Origin of the sequence: Bacillus subtilis subsp. subtilis str. 168 (genome assembly GCF_000009045.1) — a bacterium.
In the GTDB taxonomy this organism is placed as follows: domain Bacteria; phylum Bacillota; class Bacilli; order Bacillales; family Bacillaceae; genus Bacillus; species Bacillus subtilis.
In genome coordinates, this window is sequence record NC_000964.3 from 3251247 (window position 1) to 3274402 (window position 23156).

25 protein-coding genes are annotated in these 23156 nt (G+C 42.0%); 6 read left to right on the forward strand and 19 right to left on the reverse strand.

The features are described 5' to 3' along the window. Position 1: 1 nt before the first annotated feature. Genes mrpE through mrpG form a run of 3 tightly spaced genes read left to right on the forward strand, consistent with a single transcriptional unit; the run spans position 2 to position 1120 of the window. Entirely contained in the window at positions 2 to 478 is a 477-nt protein-coding gene (gene mrpE / locus BSU_31640) for a non essential component of Na+/H+ antiporter (RefSeq protein YP_054591.2), read from the forward strand. Continuing rightward, the gene (gene mrpF, locus BSU_31650) at positions 478 to 762 is read left to right on the forward strand and encodes an efflux transporter for Na+ and cholate (protein NP_391043.2); all 285 of its coding nucleotides are present in this window, start codon (positions 478 to 480) and stop codon (positions 760 to 762) included. The genes mrpE and mrpF overlap by 1 nt, the downstream gene beginning before the upstream one ends. Further along, entirely contained in the window at positions 746 to 1120 is a 375-nt protein-coding gene (gene mrpG / locus BSU_31660; protein ID NP_391044.1) for a non essential component of Na+/H+ antiporter, read from the forward strand. The genes mrpF and mrpG overlap by 17 nt, the downstream gene beginning before the upstream one ends. Positions 1121 to 1158: 38 nt before the next feature. Here mrpG and yuxO read toward each other — a convergent pair whose 3' ends face one another. From yuxO to degQ, 6 genes are all read right to left on the reverse strand, one after another. After that, on the reverse strand, positions 1159 to 1539 hold the full coding sequence (gene yuxO / locus BSU_31670) for a putative proofreading thioesterase in bacillibactin biosynthesis (RefSeq protein ID NP_391045.2): 381 nt from the start codon (positions 1537 to 1539) through the stop codon (positions 1159 to 1161). A gap of 18 nt (positions 1540 to 1557) precedes the next feature. Continuing rightward, positions 1558 to 2202 carry a two-component response quorum-sensing regulator gene (gene comA, locus BSU_31680; RefSeq protein ID NP_391046.1) on the reverse strand — a complete coding sequence of 215 codons (645 nt, stop codon included), beginning with the start codon at positions 2200 to 2202 and terminating at the stop codon, positions 1558 to 1560. A gap of 80 nt (positions 2203 to 2282) precedes the next feature. After that, the gene (gene comP, locus BSU_31690; RefSeq protein NP_391047.2) at positions 2283 to 4592 is read right to left on the reverse strand and encodes a two-component sensor histidine kinase; all 2310 of its coding nucleotides are present in this window, start codon (positions 4590 to 4592) and stop codon (positions 2283 to 2285) included. A gap of 14 nt (positions 4593 to 4606) precedes the next feature. Beyond that, a complete protein-coding gene (comX, locus tag BSU_31700) occupies positions 4607 to 4774 on the reverse strand; it encodes a competence pheromone precursor (pheromone peptide aa 46->55, geranyl-modified) (protein ID NP_391048.1) in 168 nt (55 codons plus the stop codon). Further along, a complete protein-coding gene (gene comQ, locus BSU_31710; protein ID NP_391049.2) occupies positions 4762 to 5661 on the reverse strand; it encodes an isoprenyl transferase (pre-ComX modification) in 900 nt (299 codons plus the stop codon). Before comQ ends, comX begins: the two co-directional genes overlap by 13 nt. Before the next feature lie 184 nt (positions 5662 to 5845). Further along, on the reverse strand, positions 5846 to 5986 hold the full coding sequence (gene degQ, locus BSU_31720; protein ID NP_391050.1) for a pleiotropic regulator: 141 nt from the start codon (positions 5984 to 5986) through the stop codon (positions 5846 to 5848). A 221-nt stretch (positions 5987 to 6207) separates the two neighbouring features. Here degQ and BSU_31725 point away from each other — a divergent pair, with 221 nt between their 5' ends. Further along, positions 6208 to 6333, forward strand: coding sequence for a hypothetical protein (locus tag BSU_31725; RefSeq protein YP_009514001.1), 126 nt, complete (start codon positions 6208 to 6210; stop codon positions 6331 to 6333). 113 nt (positions 6334 to 6446) lie between these two features. Next, positions 6447 to 6815, forward strand: coding sequence for an inner spore coat protein (cotIC, locus tag BSU_31730; RefSeq protein ID NP_391051.2), 369 nt, complete (start codon positions 6447 to 6449; stop codon positions 6813 to 6815). Here cotIC and pdeH read toward each other — a convergent pair. The 7 genes from pdeH to yueF all read right to left on the reverse strand — a co-directional run bounded on the left by pdeH (position 6791) and on the right by yueF (position 12474). Then, entirely contained in the window at positions 6791 to 8020 is a 1230-nt protein-coding gene (pdeH, locus tag BSU_31740) for a cyclic di-GMP phosphodiesterase (protein NP_391052.1), read from the reverse strand. The two genes, cotIC and pdeH, sit on opposite strands and share 25 nt — an antisense overlap. 136 nt (positions 8021 to 8156) lie before the next feature. Next, the gene (gene pncB, locus BSU_31750; RefSeq protein NP_391053.1) at positions 8157 to 9629 is read right to left on the reverse strand and encodes a nicotinate phosphoribosyltransferase; all 1473 of its coding nucleotides are present in this window, start codon (positions 9627 to 9629) and stop codon (positions 8157 to 8159) included. A 15-nt stretch (positions 9630 to 9644) separates the two neighbouring features. Beyond that, positions 9645 to 10196, reverse strand: a complete 552-nt coding sequence (gene pncA / locus BSU_31760; RefSeq protein NP_391054.1) for a nicotinamidase; NAD salvage pathway — start codon at positions 10194 to 10196, stop codon at positions 9645 to 9647. Positions 10197 to 10292: 96 nt separating this feature from the next. Continuing rightward, complete coding sequence (gene yueI / locus BSU_31770; protein NP_391055.1) at positions 10293 to 10691, reverse strand: hypothetical protein; 399 nt, start codon at positions 10689 to 10691, stop codon at positions 10293 to 10295. Between the two features lie 71 nt (positions 10692 to 10762). Then, positions 10763 to 11011: a hypothetical protein gene (gene yueH, locus BSU_31780; RefSeq protein NP_391056.1), complete on the reverse strand. Its 249-nt coding sequence runs from the start codon at positions 11009 to 11011 to the stop codon at positions 10763 to 10765. A 72-nt stretch (positions 11012 to 11083) separates the two neighbouring features. Continuing rightward, positions 11084 to 11305, reverse strand: coding sequence for a putative spore germination protein (gene yueG, locus BSU_31790; RefSeq protein NP_391057.1), 222 nt, complete (start codon positions 11303 to 11305; stop codon positions 11084 to 11086). A 59-nt stretch (positions 11306 to 11364) separates the two neighbouring features. Beyond that, positions 11365 to 12474: a putative integral inner membrane protein gene (yueF, locus tag BSU_31800; protein ID NP_391058.1), complete on the reverse strand. Its 1110-nt coding sequence runs from the start codon at positions 12472 to 12474 to the stop codon at positions 11365 to 11367. Between the two features lie 114 nt (positions 12475 to 12588). Here yueF and yuzE point away from each other — a divergent pair, with 114 nt between their 5' ends. After that, complete coding sequence (gene yuzE, locus BSU_31810; protein ID NP_391059.1) at positions 12589 to 12978, forward strand: hypothetical protein; 390 nt, start codon at positions 12589 to 12591, stop codon at positions 12976 to 12978. Between the two features lie 40 nt (positions 12979 to 13018). On the opposite strand, the gene yuzF is transcribed toward yuzE, so the two are convergent. The 6 genes from yuzF to yukAB all read right to left on the reverse strand — a co-directional run bounded on the left by yuzF (position 13019) and on the right by yukAB (position 23155). After that, entirely contained in the window at positions 13019 to 13255 is a 237-nt protein-coding gene (gene yuzF / locus BSU_31820) for a hypothetical protein (RefSeq protein ID NP_391060.1), read from the reverse strand. Positions 13256 to 13431: 176 nt separating this feature from the next. Then, positions 13432 to 13962, reverse strand: a complete 531-nt coding sequence (yueE, locus tag BSU_31830) for a putative metal-dependent phosphohydrolase (RefSeq protein NP_391061.1) — start codon at positions 13960 to 13962, stop codon at positions 13432 to 13434. Positions 13963 to 14159: 197 nt separating this feature from the next. Beyond that, the gene (bznD, locus tag BSU_31840; RefSeq protein ID NP_391062.1) at positions 14160 to 14891 is read right to left on the reverse strand and encodes a benzil reductase (benzoin forming); all 732 of its coding nucleotides are present in this window, start codon (positions 14889 to 14891) and stop codon (positions 14160 to 14162) included. A 62-nt stretch (positions 14892 to 14953) separates the two neighbouring features. Continuing rightward, a complete protein-coding gene (yueC, locus tag BSU_31850; protein NP_391063.1) occupies positions 14954 to 15409 on the reverse strand; it encodes an ESX secretion system YueC protein in 456 nt (151 codons plus the stop codon). A 31-nt stretch (positions 15410 to 15440) separates the two neighbouring features. Next, positions 15441 to 18671, reverse strand: a complete 3231-nt coding sequence (gene yueB, locus BSU_31860; RefSeq protein ID NP_391064.1) for an ESX secretion system; calcium-dependent phage SPP1 attachment site — start codon at positions 18669 to 18671, stop codon at positions 15441 to 15443. Continuing rightward, a complete protein-coding gene (gene yukAB, locus BSU_31875) occupies positions 18668 to 23155 on the reverse strand; it encodes an ESX secretion system FtsK/SpoIIIE family ATPase (RefSeq protein ID NP_391066.2) in 4488 nt (1495 codons plus the stop codon). Before yukAB ends, yueB begins: the two co-directional genes overlap by 4 nt. Position 23156 lies beyond the last annotated feature (1 nt).

Here is a 23156-nt window from a genome sequence, read left to right on the forward strand (position 1 = left end):
CATGGCATTTCAAATTTTATTAAATGTGTTTCTCGCTTTTTGCTGGATGTTCTTAAGCAACAGTCCAAGCGCCGCAGGATTCATTACAGGCTATATTCTGGGAATGCTCTCTCTCTTTTTCTTCCGGCGCTTTTTCACTCGCCAGTTTTATCTATGGAAATTGATTTCTATTATCAAGCTCTGTTTCATTTTTATAAAGGAACTGTACCTTGCCAATGTCAGTGTGATGAAATCAGTCTTATCTCCAAAACTGAATATCAGACCGGGTATTTTTGCTTTTAAAACTGAACTGACGAAGGACTGGGAAATCACCATGCTTTCTCTGCTCATTACATTAACGCCGGGAACCTTGGTGATGGATATTTCAGATGACAGAACAATACTTTATATTCATGCAATGGATATCGAGGATGCGGAAAAAGCGATTTTTGACATTCGGGAGTCATTTGAAAAAGCCATACAGGAGGTGAGCCGGTGATGTTTACGCTGATCCTGCAAATCGCGCTCGGCATTATGGCAGTGTCTACCTTTTTGTATGTCATTCGTGTCATTAAAGGTCCGACTGTGCCTGACCGGGTCGTGGCTCTGGATGCAATCGGCATCAATCTGATCGCAATCACGGCGCTTGTCTCCATTTTGCTGAAAACAAGTGCGTTTTTGGATATTATTTTGTTGCTGGGGATTTTATCGTTTATCGGAACGATCGCATTTTCCAAGTTCCTGGAGAAAGGAGAGATTATCGAAAATGATCGAAACCGCTAAGGTCGTTGTGGCTGTATTCATTTTGCTGGGTGCTCTTATATGCCTCATTGCTTCATTTGGCGTACTTCGCCTTCCCGATGTGTTTACACGCGCTCATGCTGCTTCTAAAGGCTCAACATTAGGTGTCAATATGATTCTGCTCGGTGTCTTCTTCTATTTGTGGTTTGTGACGGGGGAGCTCTCCGCTAAAATCCTGCTTGGGATTCTCTTTATCTTTATTACGTCGCCTATCGGCGGGCACTTGATCTGCCGTGCTGCGTATAACTCCGGCGTCAAGCTTGATGAGAGAAGTGTGCAAGATGACTATAACGGAATCAGAAACTTTGTGATTAAACGAAAAGAGGATTCTTATTTATAAAAATAAGCAGCCGGACAGGCAGAGTTCCGGCTGTTTTTTTATTTCTTGATGACAGCCAGCGTGCATCTGGATATACAGATCAGCCTCTCTTGCTCGTCATATATGTGAATATGATAGACAATCGTCGTTCTGCCTATATGAACGGGCTCGGCTATCGCCTTTACCGTTCCTTCCTTTACAGATTTTAAATGGTTGGCGTTAATCTCCAAACCAACACAAGCTTGCGTTGTATGATCAATCAGGTTCTGTGCACCTGCGCTCGCCGCGGTTTCCGCCAGGGCCACTGAAGCGCCTCCATGCAAATATCCGAACGGCTGTACCGTCCGATGATCCACCGGCATGACCGCAACGCATCGTTCCGCTGTGTTTTCAACAATCTCAATACCAAGCGCTTCAAGCAATGTGTGCTTCATATCCATCTCTACACCCCCCAACATTTAAAGTACACCGTCTGATTTCGCAATCAAAACCGCTTCCGTCCGTGAACCGACATTCAGCTTATTGAAAATCGATGTCAAGCTGTATTCAATGGACCGCTTGCTTAAATGAAGGGCATCTGCGATTTCTTGGTTTGTAAATCCCTTTTCAACTTCTTGAAGAATCAGGCATTCTCTAGGTGTGAGCACATCTTGTTCTTTTTGAGAGGAAGGAGCCGGCTTTGTTTTTTGCTGAGTCATCAGCTGTTTAAAGTAAGCAAAATCGACTAAAATTTCTCCGTTGAGTACGTGGTATATGTATTGGGTGATCTTTTCTTTAGATTCCGTTTTGCTGATGGCACCGTGCAGACCCGCACGAATCGCTTCCTCGAAATAATCCTCGACCTCATAACCGGTATACACGATAATTTTACAATGAGGATTCTCTTGTAAAATCTGTTTAGAAAGCTCCATCCCATTGACCTCGCCGCCTAGATTCAGATCCATTAAAATGAGATCATATGACGAGAAATCATGCTGCTTGATAAACTGTTCGCTCGGTTCAGGACTGAGACAATCAACAGACAAATTCGAATCCGTTTCCAAAATTGTCTTGGTGCCTTCCATGACAGCCGGATGGTCATCAATCACTAGTATCTTTTTCATGTTTTCCTCCCTTTTACTCACTCTTTTCCATTTTATAAAAAAGACTTGGCCTGTGCCAAGTCGTTTCCGTTATAAATCCATTACAATTCGATTTCAATATCAGCCTTAAAGCCCTTTCCTTCACTTGTTTCAATCCGAAGGCGCCCATCTAAAGCCCTGACTCTCTCCTTAATGCCAGAAAGCCCCATGCTCATGGAATGCTCAGTATTTTTTTCTTGATCAAACCCAACGCCATCGTCCTCATAATGAAGAACGATTTTGTTTTGAATACTGATGAGCATAATCAGCACATCCGTCGCCTGAGAGTGCTTGACCGCATTAGACAGAAACTCTTGAATGATCCGGTACAAATTCAGCTGCGAATCCAGATCAAGGGAAGCCGTAAATCTCCCGGTATTTAAACGGATATGAAACGGAACCCGCTCCTGCTGCTGCGCCACCAGCTTCGACAGCGCCTTCACCAATCCAAGATCATACAGAAGCTGCGGCCGCAGCTCATGACACGTCTCCCTCGTCATCGAAATCACATCAGACATCTGCTCATTCATCTGTACAAGCTTGTCCTGCACCTCTTCACGGCACGGATTATCATCCTTCTTGAAATCACCCAAAAACAGCTCACACTGGCGTTTTAAGGAAATCAAATCCTGAAGAACCGAATCGTGGAGATCGCGGGCGAGTCCTGAACGCTGTTTTTCTTCGATTGCAAACATTAGCTTTTTCAGCCAGATGGGGTTGGTTCCCTCTTGTTTTAAGTCCTTCAAATGTTCCATGAGCTCCTCAATATGCAGGACATTTTCCATGGACACACTTGTATAAAAAGACAGTGTTTTCAGCCACGATATTTCATCACGTGTTAGCCGGGGAGTGTTAATATTAGATAAACAAAGCAGAACATAAGAACTACCGCCTCGTTCACCAACTTTCATAAGAAAGCCTTGATTGACTTCTATAATTTTCCCAATTTCTGAAGTTACGTTTTCAAATTCCTCTTGATAAAAATTCCAGTCCGGTCCAACTTCATGCTTATCTAAAAATATCACTTTGTGATCAGGAGTAACCTCAAAGGTATAAGCTTTGCTTACAAGCAAAACATCCAGTATAGTATTTTTCAGTTCTTTAAAAACTTGTTGAAGAGAAGTTACACCCCTCATTAGCTGAGTATATTTAAAAATACTGTCCTGATAGTTGAATTTTTCGGAGAAACGTTTTAACCGAAATTTAAAATCCATGACCTCTTTAAAATAAAAGACAGCGAACATGACAACGAAAAAAAATACAGTTTGACGCACAGGGTTCATCTGGATGTCCATTACATCAAACAGAACTAATGCACCAACTATTAGAAGAGTTGGTATCATGGCAAGTAGAGCATAGTATCTCATTCTTCCTAAGATAAACTCTATATCAAACATCTTATTGGCTACAAATTGGTATACTAACCCGAACGGAATTAGTACTAGTAATGACGCCGAAGCTAATGCCGGGAAAATATAATTACCTGTAAATATTATTGGAAGAACAAAAAATATCAAAAAAGGCGCAAATGAAAGAGTGTTTGTTAAAATTAGTAATTTAAGAATAAACGAATGCTCAGCATATTTATATTTATTAAGATGTAAGTATATCGCTGAAAAAGAAAATAGAGTCAAAGTTGCAAAAGAAACCAAATTAAGAGTTGCTAAAAAATCAATATCTACTTGTAAATAGTCTTGAAAAAACTCAATACCAAGATTAAATATTGGTATGATATAAAGAAAAGAAATTCTATTCAAAAAAGTTTTACCTATTTCTCCAAGGTATCTTTGTATAAATTGAAGATAAAGAATAGGAGAAGATATAAAAGTAAACAAGTTAATATACCGATTGATTATATGTCCTCTAAATGGTCCGCCTGCACTTATATATGCTATCGAAATGTCTAATAACAATAGAATAAGAATATAGGCAGCAAATGATCTCCTTTTTTTATTTACTTTAAGTATATAAAAAATACATATTATGCTTAAAAAATAAAAAAACAAAGGAAGTACGAACAGAAAAAAACTATAAGGTCTATTTAGAGTAACTAAATCAAAATCTTTGAGATGAATCTTTTTTCCACTTCTCAAAATATCCAGACTGTTAATATGACTCAAATATCCCCATTTCAAATGTTTGTCTGAAGGTTTTTCTTTATTAATTTTTAATATGATGTCTCCCTGTCTCAGACCAACAAATTGTCCATATGAAGATTCCGATATTTCTTCTATCATAAATTGACTTTTATCATTTTTATGAATCTTAGTCCCAATAATAATTCCATTCATACTGATATAAGTTGTATAGCTTATATAAAGGATACTCAAAACAATTACAGCTATTGTGAATTTTTTTATTAAGTTCTTCAATATTAATCCACCTATTAATCACCCCATTGACGGGTTATTGGATCAGCCAGATAATAATCATTATAAGCTTTAATTATTGTTTCAGTTTCTTGCACATCAAAACCTATAAGGCAGGCTTCTTTATTTTTCAATTTTTTTAAAGCCTCAGGATAATTTAAAAAGTAGTTAATTAGGTCTTGCATCTTGTATCCCCCTTTGTATAACTTAATAAGCATTCCTTTATTAGCTCTTTTTTTTCTTTATCTAAATTTAATTGTTCTATAGCAGAAATACATTTCTGTTTATATATTTCCAATAATACCGAAATGTATTGAGTAACTCCCGCTTTAATTAATTTTTCTTGGAATTTCTCTTTATCAAGTAACGATTTATAATATAAGTCTTTATGTGAAATTAAGTATAATAAATCTTCCGAAGCATCATTAAAAAGGCGCTTAAGATATAAGTAAATCAGTGTATGTTTGTTTTTTTCAATATCACTGCGATTTCCGGATAAAAGAACATAATAATCTCCAGAAATTTGAGCTATAATCCCTTTATAGTAGGAATATCTTTCAACTGTTTCATTATATTCTCCTGTAGCCAATAAAACACCTGCTACATTTGCTAGTGCAATCAGACTTCCACATTTTAATCTAATTACTTCTAAACTTTCATCTTCTGTTTTAGATTTATTAGTGATATCGTCATGTTGACCTTGCATGGCCTCGTTTACGTATTTTAAAACATATTTAAAAATTAGAGGATTGTTATTTAATGAATAAATACTCGTTAATCCTACTGTATACAAGGAAAGTGCTGCATTTAACGACTCCGAGCGATTAATTTTCATCCATAATGCATGGTGATTATCTTCATCTTCAAGATCATCCATAATATCTGATGAAAGAATAAGAATTTCTATTCCCGCGCCAAGCCTTGTTGCAACATCTAAATTCTCCCCTCCAAAAACAACATAATGTAAGATTGTGGATTCAGCAAAGGAGAATGTTTCTTTAGAATCAATAAATGAGTAAAGAAGTTGTGACAAATCCTCGTTAAATATGTTTTGCTCCACAATCTCCTTCATTTTCTCCTTGATCCGGACAGAATCTAAACATATCTGCTCAATAACGACTTCCCCCCTCCCATTCCATTTTACTAAATGGGACATTTAAAGGACAGCAGGTTTTTCGTTTTTTAACAATCATATAATACTTTATCCATTTATTGTATCGGTAGAACGAAAAAAAAGACTTGTTTCCAAGTCTTTTTCACGAAATTTTCATTGCATAATTGTATTTATCGAGTTGATCAATGCTTTTGTTAATGTTTCGTAATGAATCTGTCGTTTCTTTAATATCAAGTTCGAGTCGGAATAACAATTGTTTTACTTCTTCAAGTTTCTTTTCCATCGTTTCCACACTCCTTTTTTTGAAAGATCAATGAATTGTGTATGGTGAACGAGTCCTAGGTATTTGATCTGTTACTAATAGTGTGTCTGCTTTCGGCTCATTTTTCACCGAAAAGTATGCAAAAAAGTCCTGCGTGACACCGCAAATCTCAATAGGTCCTTATACTCAAAGGAATCACAACAAGAACGGGACTATCTTTCTATGCGAAAGAGCGTTTATATGTGCTGAAATTGAGAAAGATTCTTAATCTCCTTGATTTTAACGGGTTTCGCATTTTCACTAAGCAAGACTATAGTCCTTCATACCGTATTTTCAAAATTGAATATGCGATTCTTGGCGTTTCCTGACCGACAAACACCGAAAAAGACCGCAACGCTAAAGTTGTGGCCTTTTCGCTTTGTCATATTCGGCAATTAGGGATCTATACATATAGAAACATCCTTTTTTGCGAGGTGCTCCCATGAGATATCGTTATCCCTGGTTTTACGTGTATCCGTATGAGGTACGCCGTCCGCCCGCTCCTGCCAACAATATTGATACCTTTATCCGTTCAGCGAAGCAGGCCGCAGGGATATTTGCGGATGCCCAGCTCGTTCTCAGCCGCATTGCGGGCTCGCGGGAGCTTTCGCGCCGCATTCTGACCGCAGCCGAACAGTCTGATAAACAAACTATAAGGCGCCTGATCAAACAAATGGGCGTCCGGCATGAAGTGGATACGGTCTTTAATCCCGACGGCATCTATATCAGCCTTATCGGAACGCAAAGCCGAATGATTCTTGCTTTGCGGTGGTCAGAGGACCGCAATCATTTTGCGTCCATAAGATTATGACACCATTCCAGAGCCTCTAAATAACATTCATACGCTTCTTCTTTGTCCAGTTGATTGCCTAATTCTGAGCAAGTGTCCCAGTTGTTGCTTTCAATTAATTTCACAAGCTCAAGCATTTGGTAGTAGTCGTTTTGATGGCCTAATAATGCTTGCCCGACTTCATCTTTTAAAGGCAATTCTTGAACAATTTCCTCTATTTCTCTATGCAGGAGGGTGTCTATGAGAGAAAACATTCCGATCAGCATATAAGAAGCAGGCTGCGGCCGGGATGTCTTTCTCGCCAGCAGTTCGCAAAGCTTTGCTCTTATCAGAGAAATCTTAATGATTTCGTGCTTGCTGGAATGCCCTTTCCTGCTTAAATCCTTAAAGGAAAGAATATATATCCACCGTTTGATTTCATTAAATCCCAGCAGCATAATGGCCTGTTGAATGCTTTCAATTTTCTGGCTCAAACGGCTGTGGGATGAGTTTAAAAATTTTAAAATTTGATAGGACAGTGATAAATCCCGCTCTATGTACTCTGTCACACGCTTTATGTTAGGCTGCTCTTTACTCAGTTCGTTAAGCAGTTCATAGTAAGAATAGAAATGAGTCGATAGGTCATGCCCGCTGATGATGCGCGGCTCGCTGAAAAAGTAGCCTTGGAATAATTGAAAGCCGTCTTGGACCGCCTGTTTATATTCTTTTCGGGTCTCTACTTTTTCCGCTAAAAAAATCAGGCCGCGGCAGCCGTAGGTTTGCAAAATTGTTCTGCGTTCCATTCGTGTTGTTTTGAGAAAATCAATTTTCAATATATCAATATAGCTCATGAGTTTTTCCAGTAAGTCCTCATCTTGCGGATTTATTGCATAAAAATCATCAAGCGCCAGCATATACCCCATTTTTTTCAATTCTTTGCATCTAGAAATGAGGGCCGGCGTGATCGGTATATCTTCAAGGATTTCAATGACAAGCTGTTTCGGATTGAAGGAGGTGGGAAGATTCGAAAACATCAGGCTTTCCGTAAAATTAACAAAACAGCGTTTCCCTTCCGTCAGCTTCTCAATTCCGATGTTTAAAAAGCTGTTGATCACCAAATCTGTTGTTGCCTGATCGCCGTCTTTAGCGCTATACACGTTCTCTTCGCTTTCTCTATACAGCAGTTCATAAGCAACAACCTGTTCTTTTCTATTAAAAATAGGCTGTCTTGCAACAAACACCCTCATTGATTTATCCCCCTTACAATACGCGCGGCTTTCACCCCTAAGTATATCAAATAATTTGACGAAAATTGTCTAAACATGAAAAATAATATATACATAAAGAAAACTGGCCCTTCGCGAATGAAAGGCCAGTTTTTCTTTATTCTTCCTCAAGCTCTTCTTCAATTCTGCTTTTCACTTCGTGGATCCGCTGCATTTTATTGCTCCAGCAGTCCTCGCTTAAATCAACCGGGTATTCCTCCGGCTTGCTGATTCTCTTATATTCCTCCCAAAGCAGGCTGAGGTTATCCTGCACATACTGCTGTATGTCTGAAATCTCAGGGTTTTGGTAGCAAAGAATACCCTTCTCAAAAATCAGTTCATGAAGATCCTTCGCATAAAAATTCGTGACAAATTTGCTGATGAATGTATGAACCGGGTGGAACATTCTGAGCCGCTTCTGATCATTCACCTGCTCATCATAAAGCGCAATATAGTCGCCTTCAGAATGATGGTTGGACTGATTAATAATGCGGTAGACTTTCTTTCTGCCCGGTGTCGTCACTTTTTCAGGATTGGACGAAATTTTGATCGTGTCGACCATTTTCCCGTCTTCTTCAATGGCAACGAGTTTATAAACTGCGCCGAGAGCCGGCTGGTCATAGGCAGTGATCAGCTTCGTACCGACACCCCAGACATCAATGCGCGCTCCCTGAGCCTTTAAATTCATAATGGTGTGCTCATCCAAATCGCTTGAAGCAATCACCTTCGCATCTGTAAATCCTGCTTCATCAAGCATTTTCCGGGCTTTTTTTGACAGGTACGCCAAATCGCCGCTGTCCAGACGGATGCCAATGAAATTAATGCGGTCGCCGAATTCCTTGGCAACCCTAATCGCGTTCGGCATGCCTGAACGAAGCGTGTCATACGTGTCAACTAAGAAGACGCAATCCTTATGTGTTTCCGCGTATTTTTTGAAAGCTGTATATTCATCGCGGTAAGCCTGCACAAGCGCATGCGCATGTGTGCCGGAAACCGGGATATTAAAGCGCTTTCCGGCTCTTACATTGCTTGTCGCGCTAAAGCCGCCGATTAAGGCTGCTCTCGCTCCCCACATGGCCGCATCCATTTCGTGCGCCCGTCTTGTTCCGAATTCAAGCGCAACTTCATCACCGATGACGCCTTTAATCCGGGCAGCCTTTGTTGCGATTAATGTTTGATAGTTCACAATGTTGAGCAAAGCTGTTTCAATCAGCTGCGCTTCTACCAGGGGTGCCTCCACCCTCATAATCGGCTCATTGTTAAAAACGAGTTCTCCTTCTTTCATGGAGTAAAGTGAACCTGTAAAAGATAAGCCGCGCAAATATTCAATAAAATCTTCATGATACCCGAGTTCATCCTGTAAATAACTCAAATCGCTATCCGTAAACTTGAAATTTTCCAAGTATTCAATGGCTTTTTCCAAGCCCGCAAATACGGCATAGCCATTTTCAAACGGAAGCCTTCTGAAAAACAGCTCAAAAATCGCTTTCTTTTCATGAATGCCGTCTCTCCAGTACGTTTCCGCCATATTGATCTGATAAAGGTCTGTATGTAATGACAGGCTGTCATCTTTAAATCCGTACTCTAACACTGTTTTTCCCCTTCCTTACTCTGCCACTTGCGCTCCGATGCTGTTTGCAAAATGGGAAAGAGCCCATGCGTGCCCCTCCTGATTAAAGCTGGCAACAGCTTGTTTATGCACAACAATCCGAAAACCTTTGTTGTATGCGTCAACAGCTGTATGCAACACACAAATATCTGTGCAGACACCGGCAAGATGCAGTTCGCCAATCTGCCGCTCTCTGAGTTTGAGCTCTAAATCAGTTCCCGCAAAAGCAGAATATCTCGTTTTTTCCATGTAGTAAACATTAGGTTCATGTTCATGTTTCTGATATAGAGGCAAAAGCTTTCCGTACAGATCTTTTCCTTCCGTGCCTTTTATATTATGCGGAGGAAAAAGACGGGTTTCAGGGTGATATTGATCCCCTTCATCATGAGAATCTACTGCTAATACGACGTAATCACCGTTTGTGATGAATTCTTTAGTTAAATTGACGATCGCCTCTTCAATCATTCTGCCGGGCTCCCCGCAGGTCAATTTTCCGTCACTCGCCACAAAATCATTCGTATAATCAATACAAATAAGTGCTTTTTTCATAGCCGGCCTCCCCGCCATCAGTATGAGAACATTATATCTTATCTCCAGTTGTAAGTGAATTGCCATGAACAAAAAGACAAACGGTCCGTTTGTCTCTTACGATTTCAGTACTGACCGATTATAAATGTCGTCCTGAATATATATCAATTCACGATTCACAGCGATATCAGCCGCAATGACGATGCCTAAGGGCGTATGAAACTGGAGATCAGATACAATCTTGAAAGGCACTCCGTACCGGCTCGCCATTTGGATATAAGAAGAGTAAGACTGATACTGAAGCTCTCCATTAATCAAAAGGGTGACGTTATGGCTGTTTTTCAGCTCGTGCTCTGCCTCTTTATACGGTTTGCTTCTAAGCACCTGTCCTTTCGTCAGTGCCAAAACGACTCTTTCTCTTAAAGAGCCTAAAAACAAATGGCGCTCGTCAGGCTTTGTCTCCAAAGGCCCATACATTCCTTGCTGCAAATAGAGATCCATTTTATCTTCACTCAAAAGCCTGTCCTCCCGTCTTGTTTGTCTTCATTATCACCTGATCAGGCAGGAGCTAAACTTTCAAGCGCCGTTTACATTTCTGTTACCCAATGAATGATTTTTTTGGCCAGCTCACCAGCAGGGGTTTCCTCTGTATGCCGGCGCAACGACGCTTCCAGCCGTTCAGGCAGAGTTGCTTTATCTTCTTCATAGGAAATGATCGTGCTCCACTCCAGCTGCGGTACCGCTACAAGCGTGCGCAGTTCTTTTCTGTTTTCATGCAGATACACGTCCGTGATCATTCCGGTTTGCGTATTGATATTTGCTTTTCTGATTTTCATAACATGACCTCTCTATTCAAAGACTACCCATATTATACAATAAAAAAGCAACAGCCTCTTGTGAAAAGGCTGTTACCCGTTAAACGAAACTGTTTCATCAGTGATATCGGCATCTTTGAAGAGAGTTTTACTCGTTTGGTTGTTAATCTTCACAAAATCACCAAGCTGAAATGTGCCTGACCCCGCCCCTGAATGAGCGACGCTTTTGGGCGAAATCGCAAATACGTCTCCAAAGCTTGCCGCGGCATTATCCGTAACTGACATGATATAAATCGGCCCCACAATTGCAGGCATTTCCCCACCTCCGCATTGATTTACAGCATCATATGCAAGGAGCCGATAATGGTGCCCGCCTATTCAGCTGGCTTTGCGTTTTCCTCGAGTCGTGACCGCTGGCGCAGCTTGATCAAGCGGACAATATTCAGGAAGAACGCCTTCACTACCGCATAAACCGGCACCGCTAAAATCATGCCGAGAATTCCGCCGAAGCTTCCCGCTCCGATTAATAGCAAAATAATCGTAAGCGGATGGGTATTCAGCCGCTTTCCGATCACAAGAGGAGACAGCAGGTTTCCGTCCAGCTGCTGAACGATGACGACCACAATAATCGCAAACAGCGCTTTGGCCGGCGAGTCCATAAAACCGACAATGACAGCCGGCGCGGCACCGAGAAAAGGCCCGACATAGGGAATGATATTGGTAATCGCCATGACAATCCCAAGAATCAGGGCATACGGCAGTCCGGCAATTAAATAGCCGATAAAACACGCTGTTCCGACAAAAAGACAGATTAACAGCTGCCCCTGGAAATATGCCGCAAGCGTATCGGATAAATCTTTAAAAATCTTTAAGCCTTCTGTCCGATAAGAAGCCGGTAGAATTTTTACTGCCAAATGCGGAAAGCGGTGTCCGTCTTTCAGCATGTAAAAAAGGATAAATGGAACAGTAATAATAACAAGCGTGATGTTTGTCACGACACCAAACACCGCAGATAAACTGGACGTGATATTTTGCGGCAGGTTTTGGAGAAAACTTGTCAATGACTGTTCAATTTTTGATATCGATACATAATCCTGGTTCATCATCCAGGTAAACCATTGAGAATGGGACAAATCCTTTGTCAGCGCCTGAATCTGTTTTATATAATCAGGAAGGTTGTTAAACAGCCCTGTCACCTGTGCGGTGATGATAGGTCCGACTGACGCTGAAATAAAGGCAAGCAAACCGATAAACAGTAAATAGATCAATAGAATGGATAATGTCCGCGGAATTTTTTTCTCAAGCAGGCGGACGACCGGATTAAATATGAAATACAAAATTCCCGCAATTAGCATCGGGAAAAACAATGTCGAGATAAAAACAATAAACGGCTGAAATACAAATGAAACTTTTGTTGCTACAAAAATAATCAGCAAAACAAATAAAATCTGCAATGTCCAAAAATGGACTTTTGATTTCAACAAGCTTTGTTCCTCCTAGTTTTTCTTTGTCTGTCAGATAAAAGAACTTATACCCCATCATTGTAACAAAAATGAACTCATATCAGAACTCTTAATATAATGAAAGGAGTGTTGGTGATGAAGGCCGTGACATACGATACAGATTCAGAACTGGCTTATATCTATGTTCTTCCTCCGAAAAAGAACAGGAATGTACGGACTGAGGAGCTCAGAGTCAATGATTGTCTCCTGCTGGATATCAGCCAAGATGGCAAAATCGCCGGATTCGAATGTTTTGGTGAGGCAGCACACCTCTGTGCCCCATTTGCCGGGAAATCCCGGCTGTATGTAAAAGATTCAGACGGTTATCATTTTCGGGTCTGCCAGCATGCTTCAGTCCGTTCCTGCTATACGGTGTACCGTGTCACTTTCTGTTTTTCAGATGGTGACTATCAGGAATTTGCCGGCTTTGACCTTGATGGAACAATGTATCATAGTGCGTTTTTACAGCGCTTAACTGAAAAATAGGACGTCCTGTTGTACGCCTATTTTTCATGCGCAAGCACTGTTAGACCCGCTCACTGTAATCTGGGGTGACGGAAATCATGTGCTGGATTCTGATCAAACAAACAGAATTTCGGGCTCCTTCAATTGTGATATGGTCAGGTTTTACATCGATCAGTCTGCCTCTGACCGTATCTCGTACTGTCTGTATAACGAACCTTGAGCCGATGAGCTTTTTAATGGTCTGATAGACATAAGGATCGACTAAAGAGACCAGTTGCGGACTACCTTGGTTGACCATACTTTTATCCCCTTTGTGTGTTTTATCTCAGCTTATGCCGCGCTTATGGATAATGACACAGGCTTACCTGATAAAACAAAGGGGTGCGGAGATTTTAGGAGAATACGTTTGGAGGCGGGTGTAAAGGAAGTATCGATGAAGCGGAGACAGCGAAGAAAGCTGGCGCTGTTCCGTACTTATACAGGCTTTATCACGGATGCCTGGGCTTGGTCGATTAATTGGTCCAGCTTTTCTATTTTTTTTCGTGCGGTTGAAGGATCAATTTGGCGGTAATGATGGTGGCCGCCCGGCTCTTCATCCAGTTCGTCCGCTTTTTTGACAATCTGCTGCAGTGTGTTTTTATCTAATTCGCCTTCAGGCAAATAGGAATCTGTATGAAGCAAAATGGCTAGTGCAATCTCTTTTGCTGCTTTCGGTTCCTCGCCAAGCCGAATCAGAAGTTTATGCGCCCGTTCCGCCCCTTTAATGGCATGAATGTCATTTCTTTTGTATTTCTCATAATCCCACTTTCCGTCTGTATACCATTCATAATGGCCAATGTCATGAAGCAGTGCCGCTTTTGCTGCTAAATCAGGATTAATGTCAGCCTTCACAGACAGCCTGTATGCATGATAAGCGCAGGCAATCGCATGTGCCACGCCGGAACGCTGAAGATATTTTTGTGCAATTGGATGGGTGAAAACATCCATTAATGTAACCTTTCTCATGGAAACCCCTCCTTTAGATATTTTTAGAATCCTAACATAATTTGCAGAGAAACTCAATTCTTATGTCACATCATTTTGATCTTCTTATCATCATTGTTATACCCTAAAAGCAACGTTTCAGTCAGTATATGCGGCTGTTCAATAAAATGCGCTGGCTGCAGCCTTTTGTATAAAAAAAAGAGCAGAAAATATCTGCTCTACAAAAACTCTTTAATATCATAAATGCGGCCGTTTTCCGTCCCTTTTTCTAGTAAAGAAAGCAGCGTGCCGGCAATAAAGTCCGGACTGCGAAGGCTTCCTGTTTCATTTAATTTCCGGAATCGTTCAATGTGGTGGAAATCCTTTTTCGATGAAGAACGGATGACGGCCTGCATCTCAGTGTCCATCACTCCAGGTGAGAACGAAATCATGTTCACCGGCAGCTCTTCATCCTCCTGTTCAAATCCGAATGTCCTCGTAAACATGTCGAGCCCGGCTTTTGAACTGCAATACGCGCTCCATCCCTTATATGGATTTTTGGCGGCTCCTGAAGTAATGTTGACAACCGTCTTTTTGCCGCTGTATGAAGCAAACCGTTTTGTAAACAGCTGACTCAAAAGCACGGGCGCAGTCAGGTTCAGCTGATAATGGCGCTGAAGCTCGTCAAGAGACGCTTCGCCGGCACGTTTGATCGGCGTTACCATTCCGGCGTTATTAATAAGGGTAATACCAGAATAACGATCTGAATCGATGGATGAGAGCAATGTTTCAAATTGCTGTTCAGCTTCTTCGAGATTGATGAGGTCTATTTGATGCTGCGTTAGTTTTTTGTGAGAGACATCTGTTTTCGTTCTGGATAAGGCATGGACTTCATGCCCCTTTTCTAAAGCCTGTAATGCAATGGCTTGACCCAGCCCTTTTGACGCTCCGGTGATGATATAAAGTTCCATTGGAAACCTCCTTTTCCGTTATTATTGTACGGCACCTCTTTTACACAACACAAGCACGCGGCCTACGCCTTCTTGTTTTCCTGCGCTGTGACTTTTGGGATGAGGAACACGATGCCTGCAATTCCGAGCAGGATCAGTACGACATAGATCATCGGCAGCAGCAATGATGATGTTTCTTGTTCATCTTCTGTTTCCGTTGATGATGTCTTTGTCATTGGTTTTTCAGCAAAAGTAATTCCAAGCTGTTTCGACTGGGCCGCAATCGTGTTGGAATCCTCGGCATTTGTTGATGTAAACAAATCTTTTATCAGCTCGGCGTCCTTGTCCTTCGGTTTATCAAAAGTGATATCCTTTTGTTCCTCAGGCAGTTCTGTTTTTTCTTCATAGTAGGTATCTTCATGCAAATAATTCGTATCGATTTCGATGTCTTTTTTCTCATACTGGTTTGGCGCGACATCTGTATTTTCTTCAGTTTGGGCAGCCGCTGCAGAGGGTATGAAAAGGGAAAAGGAGAGCATACAAATCATGATCCCCTTTTCCATGCTGCGATCACGCTTCATACGTTTCATCGCTTTCTGCTGTGTGTTCAGCCATCAACCGGATAATCAGCGGCAGAGCCACGGCAATCACCGTAATGATCAGCAGAACTGTTATTCCCATTGTAAACAAGTGCCCAGTACCGTACTGGATGTCGATATATACTTTCGAAACCGGATCTTCAAATGTAAAGTTCGGCATGATCAAATCAATAAGCGGTGCGACATAGAATAGGATCATTGCTGCTGAAGCAACCCAGCCAGGGATTGATCCGAATCTGAATGCCGTCCGGATGAAGGCAGAGCTTGCGACCAGCAATAGAATCGTAAACACCGACCACTTAATCGTCTGATCGTCCGGCAGTGAATAAATATTCAAGCCGAACAAGCTGATCATAAGTCCGACAAGGATATTCAGAATTCCGAATAACGCTCCTTTGACGAGAAGCGGTGCGTTTTGGTAATACGAGCTGAAATAGCCGATTAACAGACTGCTGATCAACACAATGACAAGGATGACAACCGGAGGTACCGTCTGAATTTTTTCTTCCGGAACCTCTCCGCTGATTTTAAGCGGATTCGCTAAGTAATCATATACATAGCCATTGTTTTGCCCGTCTACTAATGTATTTCCGAGTATGCCGTATACGTCATTTCGCACGAGTTTCGTGGAGGCGACATTTTTCCCCCAGTTGTTGTTTAAGGTGTCGGCTTTCGCTTGAACATCATTAACGCTTTGCTGCATGTTGGTTGTGTAATCAATGATGCCGGACTGGCGATCAGACAATGAACCCATCATGTCTGACATTTGCAGCACTTCCTGGCCGACCGTATCTTGGACACTCAGTGCCATGGTACCAGACAGCCCATCGTTGCTGAACGTCGCAGATTCCTGTGTTGCGCCCGTTACAAGCTGTTCTGACGCTTTTGCGGCACTTTCAGAGATTTTCGTCAGTTCGTCGAGAACACCTGCTTGAGAGTCACGGATATAGCCGCTGTAGTCGTCCGCAAATTTGGTCATGCCGTCGATGAAGCTGTTAATATCCTCATCTGTTTGCATCGTGTTGTTTTTGAGAGCTTCCCAGCTGGCTGATTCTTCAGGTGTGAGAGCCAGGACTGATTGGACGTTGCCATCTTGCTCTTGGATGACTTCACCTTTAATAATAGTCAAAGAGCCTAGATCCAGATTATCATTTAGCGTAGACTTATATAAATTTAAAGAGTTGTAATACTTCATCAAGTTAGAAATATTATCAGTTTCAATTCTACTTGAAAAAATTGAACTTAGTTTTTCTTTCTGATCTATATAGCCTCTACTCTGCAAAGTTTGTATTATTTCGTCTTCCAAATTGTATATTAACCTATAAGCATCATTGACATTATTATCAAAATCAACCAACTTTTTTGTTAAGTCACCAATTTGATCATTTAATTTTGAAACTGTTTTATTTAACTCTTTAATTTCTTGATTTAACTCATCAATATGTTTCTCTAGTTTGTTGTTATGTTCCTCTTGTTTTTCTTGAAGTGCATTTTCTATTTCCTCTAATTTTATCGCTGCTTCGTTCAGACGTTTTTTTGCACCTGAAATATCAGTTTCACCGTCAGCTCCGTCACCCTGTAGCCCATCACTTTGATTTGAGCCATCGTTTTCATCTGCGAGTTCAATCAAAGAGAAATCTGTTTTAGAGGTTCCTGTATTCTCCGTGTTTGTATCTTGTTCAGGAACGTTTTTTGAAGATTCTTGATGTTTTTGTCCCGTTTCAATGTTAGTTTGAACATCATTTTGTGATCCATTATCTTGAGTACCCTCTTCTGATGAGCCAGTATCTTCATTTGTTGGCTGATCATCGGATGTTGGAATATCATTCGACGGTTCTTCAGTATTAGGAGAATCATCGGTTGATGGTTCTTCAGCATCGGGTGTTGTTGGTTTTTCTTGTTCAGGTTCTTTTAACCCTTCAGAGATATCTTTAATTTCAGTTGCAACATTTTTGAGCTCATCCCGCTGCTTCTCTAAATCCAATTTTATATCTTCAATATCTTCCTTATCTGTGTCATCTTTATTATCAGATGTGTCTTCTCCATCTTCCTTTTCGTCGCTTTCCTTAGGTTTAAGTAAACTAAGGCGGTTCTTCCCGATATTCTCTTGCAATTGATTTAAATTTTGATATTTAATAGCTTCATATTGACTTTTATATCGAGATAGAAATGCATTAAACATGTCATTCTCAATTTTTTTCATACCCATTTCTTGCAATGGCACTTGATTTTGCCTTAACTTTTCAGCATTGTTCAACGCAAGGTTTGTCAGTCCTATTTGTGTCTTCGCTTGGCCGATCCCGGTTGCCAATCCGCTCATGCGTTCGCTGAACTGATTCGCCTTTTGCTGTGCCTGGATGGCATCCAGACCTGTCCGGATTTGCTGCTGTGTTGAATCCTGGGCTGCCAAAAGCAGCTTTTTCTGATTCTCTTGATATTCTTTGTACCTTTCAACTGTATCAATGAATTCTTTCAGCGTGTTTTTGGCTTCCTCCGCCGTAGAAGCTTTTTCTTTTGTCGTGCCTTGCGCTTCATTCATTGATTTCTTCAGCTCATCGATTAAGTCTTTTTGCTGTTTGATTTCACCTGCTAAATCATTAGAGCTTGGTTTGTAAAAGTTGTACATGACATTCTGGAATTCAGATTCTTTATTGACGATCTTGTCAAATTCTCCTCTGATGTTGTCCACTTTTTGCGAAACAAAATTCCAGTATAAGGCCGACATTTTTTTGTTCATTGTCTTTTGGGCATCCTCAAGCTCACGCTGAACTTTTTCTTTGTTAACCGCATTCAGGTTATCTTGAATGCTGAATTCGAGCGTTGCCTTTTGAGGATGGTCTTTGTCATAGCTCAAAATGTTTTTTGAGAAGTCTGAGGGAATGTAGACAATCGCATCGTATTTCTTTGAAGCGAGACCGGTCTCGGCCGCGCTTCGGTTTACGACCGTCCACGAATAATCAGGACGTTCACCCAGAACGGCCGCTACTTCCTTGCCGAACTGGGCGGATTTGTCCTCTTCATCAGACTTTACCTCATCACTCAATACGCCTGTGTCTTCATTCACCACCGCGATTTGCCGGGTAGAATTGACTGCTTTTTTCGTTGGGTCGTCTCCGATAAATCGGAAAAACAACACCGGCAGCAGCAAAATGATGATGACGGCGGATATTAACTTGATCAAGCTTTTTCGTTGTTCTGTCATCTAGCACTCTCCCTTTCAGCAGAACATAAAGGAATTTGAACTTTTTGCTCCTTCCCGTTTTCCACAACATATCCGAAGCCCGGCTGAATCTCAGGCTCCTGTCTTTGGTACGGGAGAGGAATGACATTTTGCTCAGACTTTTTCATCAGCAGAATCGCGTGGCGGATTTGCTTCATCTCAGTCGTCAAGGAGTCATAGCCTTTTGAGAATTCGCTGTGGTTTCCGCCCGGGATAAAGCTGAACCCAAGATGAGCGTATGATTTCATGAAGTTAGCGAGACGATCTTGTATTCTCGTATCAATCGTCTGCTGGAATCTCGTTATCCCGTCAATCATCAGCACGACTTGTGAGAATCGCAGATTTTGTGCGTCTCCTTGGCGGACGGCTTCTACATACATGGCTTCTCTTGTTTTGAAAATGTCTTCTGCTGTTTCAATCCACTGCTCAATATCTTCTTTCGTTTCCAAATATGAAACATCTGATTCCTTCGCATAATGAGATAAGCCGCGGTCAATCGAGTCAAACAGGCCGATCATTTCGGTTTCATCATCAATCAGATGTTCAAGCATGACTTTTAGGACGTTTGTTTTCCCGCGCTGAGTTTGGCCTAAAATCAGGCAGTGCTTATGCTTGCCCAAATCAAAATAGACTGGGCTGACTGTTTCTTCATGAAGCCCGATCGGTACAGATAAAGGCTTGCGTTCCAGCTTGAAGCGGATAGACAATTCTCTCGTCGACAAGCTCTCAGGCAGCATCGGAATCGGTGCCGGCTGCTCCATTGAAGCAAATCGCCCTTGAAGTTTCTGTACGTCTGATTTCAGCTCGTTGAACATGCCGATATCATCATCGGCGTCAACAGGCAGGAACATTTGCGCGAAATAAAGCTCTTCCTTTTGAATGATGACGCGTCCCGGAATCGGCTCAAGATTGAATTTCGGACGGCCGTAAATGGAATATCCTTCTGATTGATCCATGAGATAATGGACAATCTTTGTTTTCAAGTTATTTAACAATGACTGGCGGACAGCATTCACCCGCGTTGCTGTCAGCATAAAGTAGATACCCAAGCTTTGTCCGTCTCTGGAAAGCTGGACAAATTCCGATTCAAGCTCATGCATCTCATCCTTGACAATGTCAAAGTTGTCAATGGTGATAAAAATGAATGGAAGCTCTTCTTCGCTCAGCGCATTGTACATTTTGATGTGGCTGATTTCTTTTTCCCGGAACAAACGTTTACGGCGGTCAATTTCTTCTTTGATGCGAATCATGAACTTTTCAATTTTCCTTGACTGGTCCATCAGGAAGTAATCCGCGGTATGCGGGAGCTTCGCTAATGGCAGCAGCGTTCCGTTTCCGAAATCAAAGATATAGACATGAAGCTCTTCAGGTGTGTATACGTCCGCAAAACTCATCAGGAACGTTGCGGCTGCAATCGATTTTCCGTAGCCCGAAGAGCCGAAGATGCCGATATTTCCATCTTCCATCATCTTATAAGCAATTGGCGCCTGTCTTTGCAGATCAGGTTCATCGACATACGCAAAGTGGAAATGGTCTTTTTCGTTTGAAGGGAAAAGAGTGCGCGGAATACGTTCCGCAAGCGGCGGCAGCCAAGGGCTTGGCAGCTTCTCGATTCCCATTTCATCTTGGATGCGTTCAATTTCGTCAACTACAGCTTCGATTTCGGTTTGAACGTCTTTTTTCGCGTTATCTTCGGTATCAACCTCAGAAAGCGGGATCAGACCCGTATCTGTGACGATCGCGATTTCATCCTCGGTACCGTAGACTTCCTCTAAGTAAGGCGCCCCGCTCCATGCAGATTGGAACAGCTCATACACTTCATTGTTTCCGACCTGCAAATAGCCGCGGCCTGTTACGGTAATGTTTGCGGCATCGCTGTTTTTCAAAATTTCTTTACTGTCGGTGGCATCCTGGACCTTGAGCGCTACTTTAAAGCGCGAGTTACTCCAGATCTGGTCGTCGATGATGCCGCCTGGCTTCTGTGTCGCCAAAATCAAATGAACGCCGAGGCTTCGTCCGATACGCGCGGCACTGACAAGCTCCCTGATAAAATCAGGCTCCTCGCTTTTCAGCTCGGCAAACTCATCAGAAATTAAGAACAAGTGAGGCATCGCCACTTCTGCTTTCCCTTGCTTGTATAGCTTTGTATAGTCATTGATGTGATTGACTTGATACTGGTCAAACAGGCGCTGCCTTTTTTTTAGCTCGCTTTTAATGGAAGCAAGCGCACGCATACTGAAGTTTTTGCTTCCTTCAATATTTGTGATCGTGCCGAGGAGGTGGGGAATGTTACGGAACGGCTGCGCCATTCCTCCGCCTTTATAGTCAATTAGTAAGAAAGCCGCTTCATGCGGATGAAAATGCACTGCAAGTGACAAGATGTAGGTCTGGAGAAATTCACTTTTCCCTGATCCCGTTGTCCCCGCAAGCAAGCCGTGCGGACCGTGTGCTTTTTCGTGAAGGTTCAGATACACAATGTCATCTTTCCCTTTATAGCCGATCGGCACTGACAGCGACTTCGACGATTCACTTGTCAGCCATCTTTGCTGAATGCCGATTTCTTTTACTTCCTTCGCATGAAAAAGCTCCAGGAACGATACCGTTTCCGGAATGGAATTCGTAATGCCGACCTGGTGGTTCAGCGTCCGCAGTGTGCGTGAAAACCGTTCGTTATCCTCACGCTGATGATGATCGAGACGGAACGGAATTCTTACCGCTTTTTTCTTTTGTATTAAAATGTCGCCTTCATGCTCATTAATGTAGCGGACAAGAGTTGTAATGTTTTCCGACAAGCTTTCCTTTGTTTCTGCAGCGACAATTGTCGAGATGCCCAGATGCTCATGCTGCCCTTCTAAATATTCGAGAATGACATGCTCAGAGATCAGCTGCTGATTCGTGATGACAAATACAAAATGCGGTTTGAACTGCAGTTTTTCTTTGTCATCTTCGAGATCACGCTCTCTGATCAATTCGTAAAGTGAAGACAGGAGCTGATCTCGGGTTTGCTCATTATAAATAAATCCTTTTGCATAAATATGGGGCATTTGAAATTGCGGAAGCCACTTCATCCACTCCCAGTCTTTATACTCTTCTTCATGAAAAATAAATACGAAACGCAAATCGTGATAGCTGTTAAAGAACGACAGCTGTCCGATTAGCTGGTGAATCTCATTTTTCACAATTTGTGATTTACCGACAAGCCCCATCGGACCTTCTGCCAAATCGACCGTCACCGGCGCATTACGGATATCTTTATAGACGCGTTGCATGTGCTGCGATTTCTCCATGAGGTCATCGATATCACGATTCGCCAAGTCTCCGCCACTCATATTGATTTCATAGCTTGACGGAACTGTTCCCGTCCCAAGCCGCAGCTGGAGATAATCCTTGCTTTCAAGTGATTTTTCCCAGATCCGGTCACTGATTTCACTTGTTAAGTATTTCATTTGTTCAAATGAAGGAAAGTGAAATTCAAGAACCTGCTTTTGCTTTTCAGCAAGTGCCTGAAGCTCTTTCCGCTTATTGTCTAAGTAAAGCTTATATACACGCTCCCGTTTTTCCTCGCGTTTTTTCCGCTGGTTTTTATCACGGAAATATTGCACTGTCGAGGTAATGAGAGTCATCATAAACATCGCCAAAGAAACGAGTATAAATATGCCGCGCGGCTGGATGATGGCAACTACGCCCATCACGATCAGCATCACAAGCGGAGGCAGGATGACGAGCCACAGCCCTCTGTTGGTTTGATCGCTCTCCTGAGAGGGAAAACTGAAAGAAACGCGGTCATCCGGCAGATCGTATACCATCCGCGGCGTTCTTCTGTACTGCGGATATTTTTTCTGCATCTCTGTACTCGGTTTGACCGTTTCTGTTAACGCTGTTTCAAACTGGGCATAATGAACAATTTCTAAAAGGTCTTGTTCCGTCACCCTCATTTGCGTGAAGTTCCAGAATATTTCATCCCCCGGCTTGAGCGGCGTATTGGCGTTGATTTTCTCTCCGTTCAAGAAGATCGTTCCGCTTTCAGGGCGGACCGACCAGCTGCCGCCTGCACGGAGCAAAGAAAACGTGCTTTGTTCTGCAAATGCAAAATCTTGCGGATTCAGATAAATATCTGCATTCGTTTTTTCTGAGGAACATACAATTTCATCCCGATTTCCCGTAAAATAAACGGATTTCTCAGGTTCACTGCCCGTCAATATCAAGCGTATATCCTGCTGATCCGTTTGGAGAGTAAATGATATATCCGTCTCAATCGTGCCGAGACAATCATTTCCCAGGAAAACTTCGTATTGGCCGCCGGATTCCTTTCTTTTAAGAGAAATCACTCCGCTATTAAATGGAATGGTGCTGATCGTAACAGAATCCTTCACATCAGGCCCTATGGTCACCGGATGAGACGACGGGAGGTTAGACAGATTTAATTTTTGAACGTTATTTTGGTAAAAAACCCATAATAGACTCAAA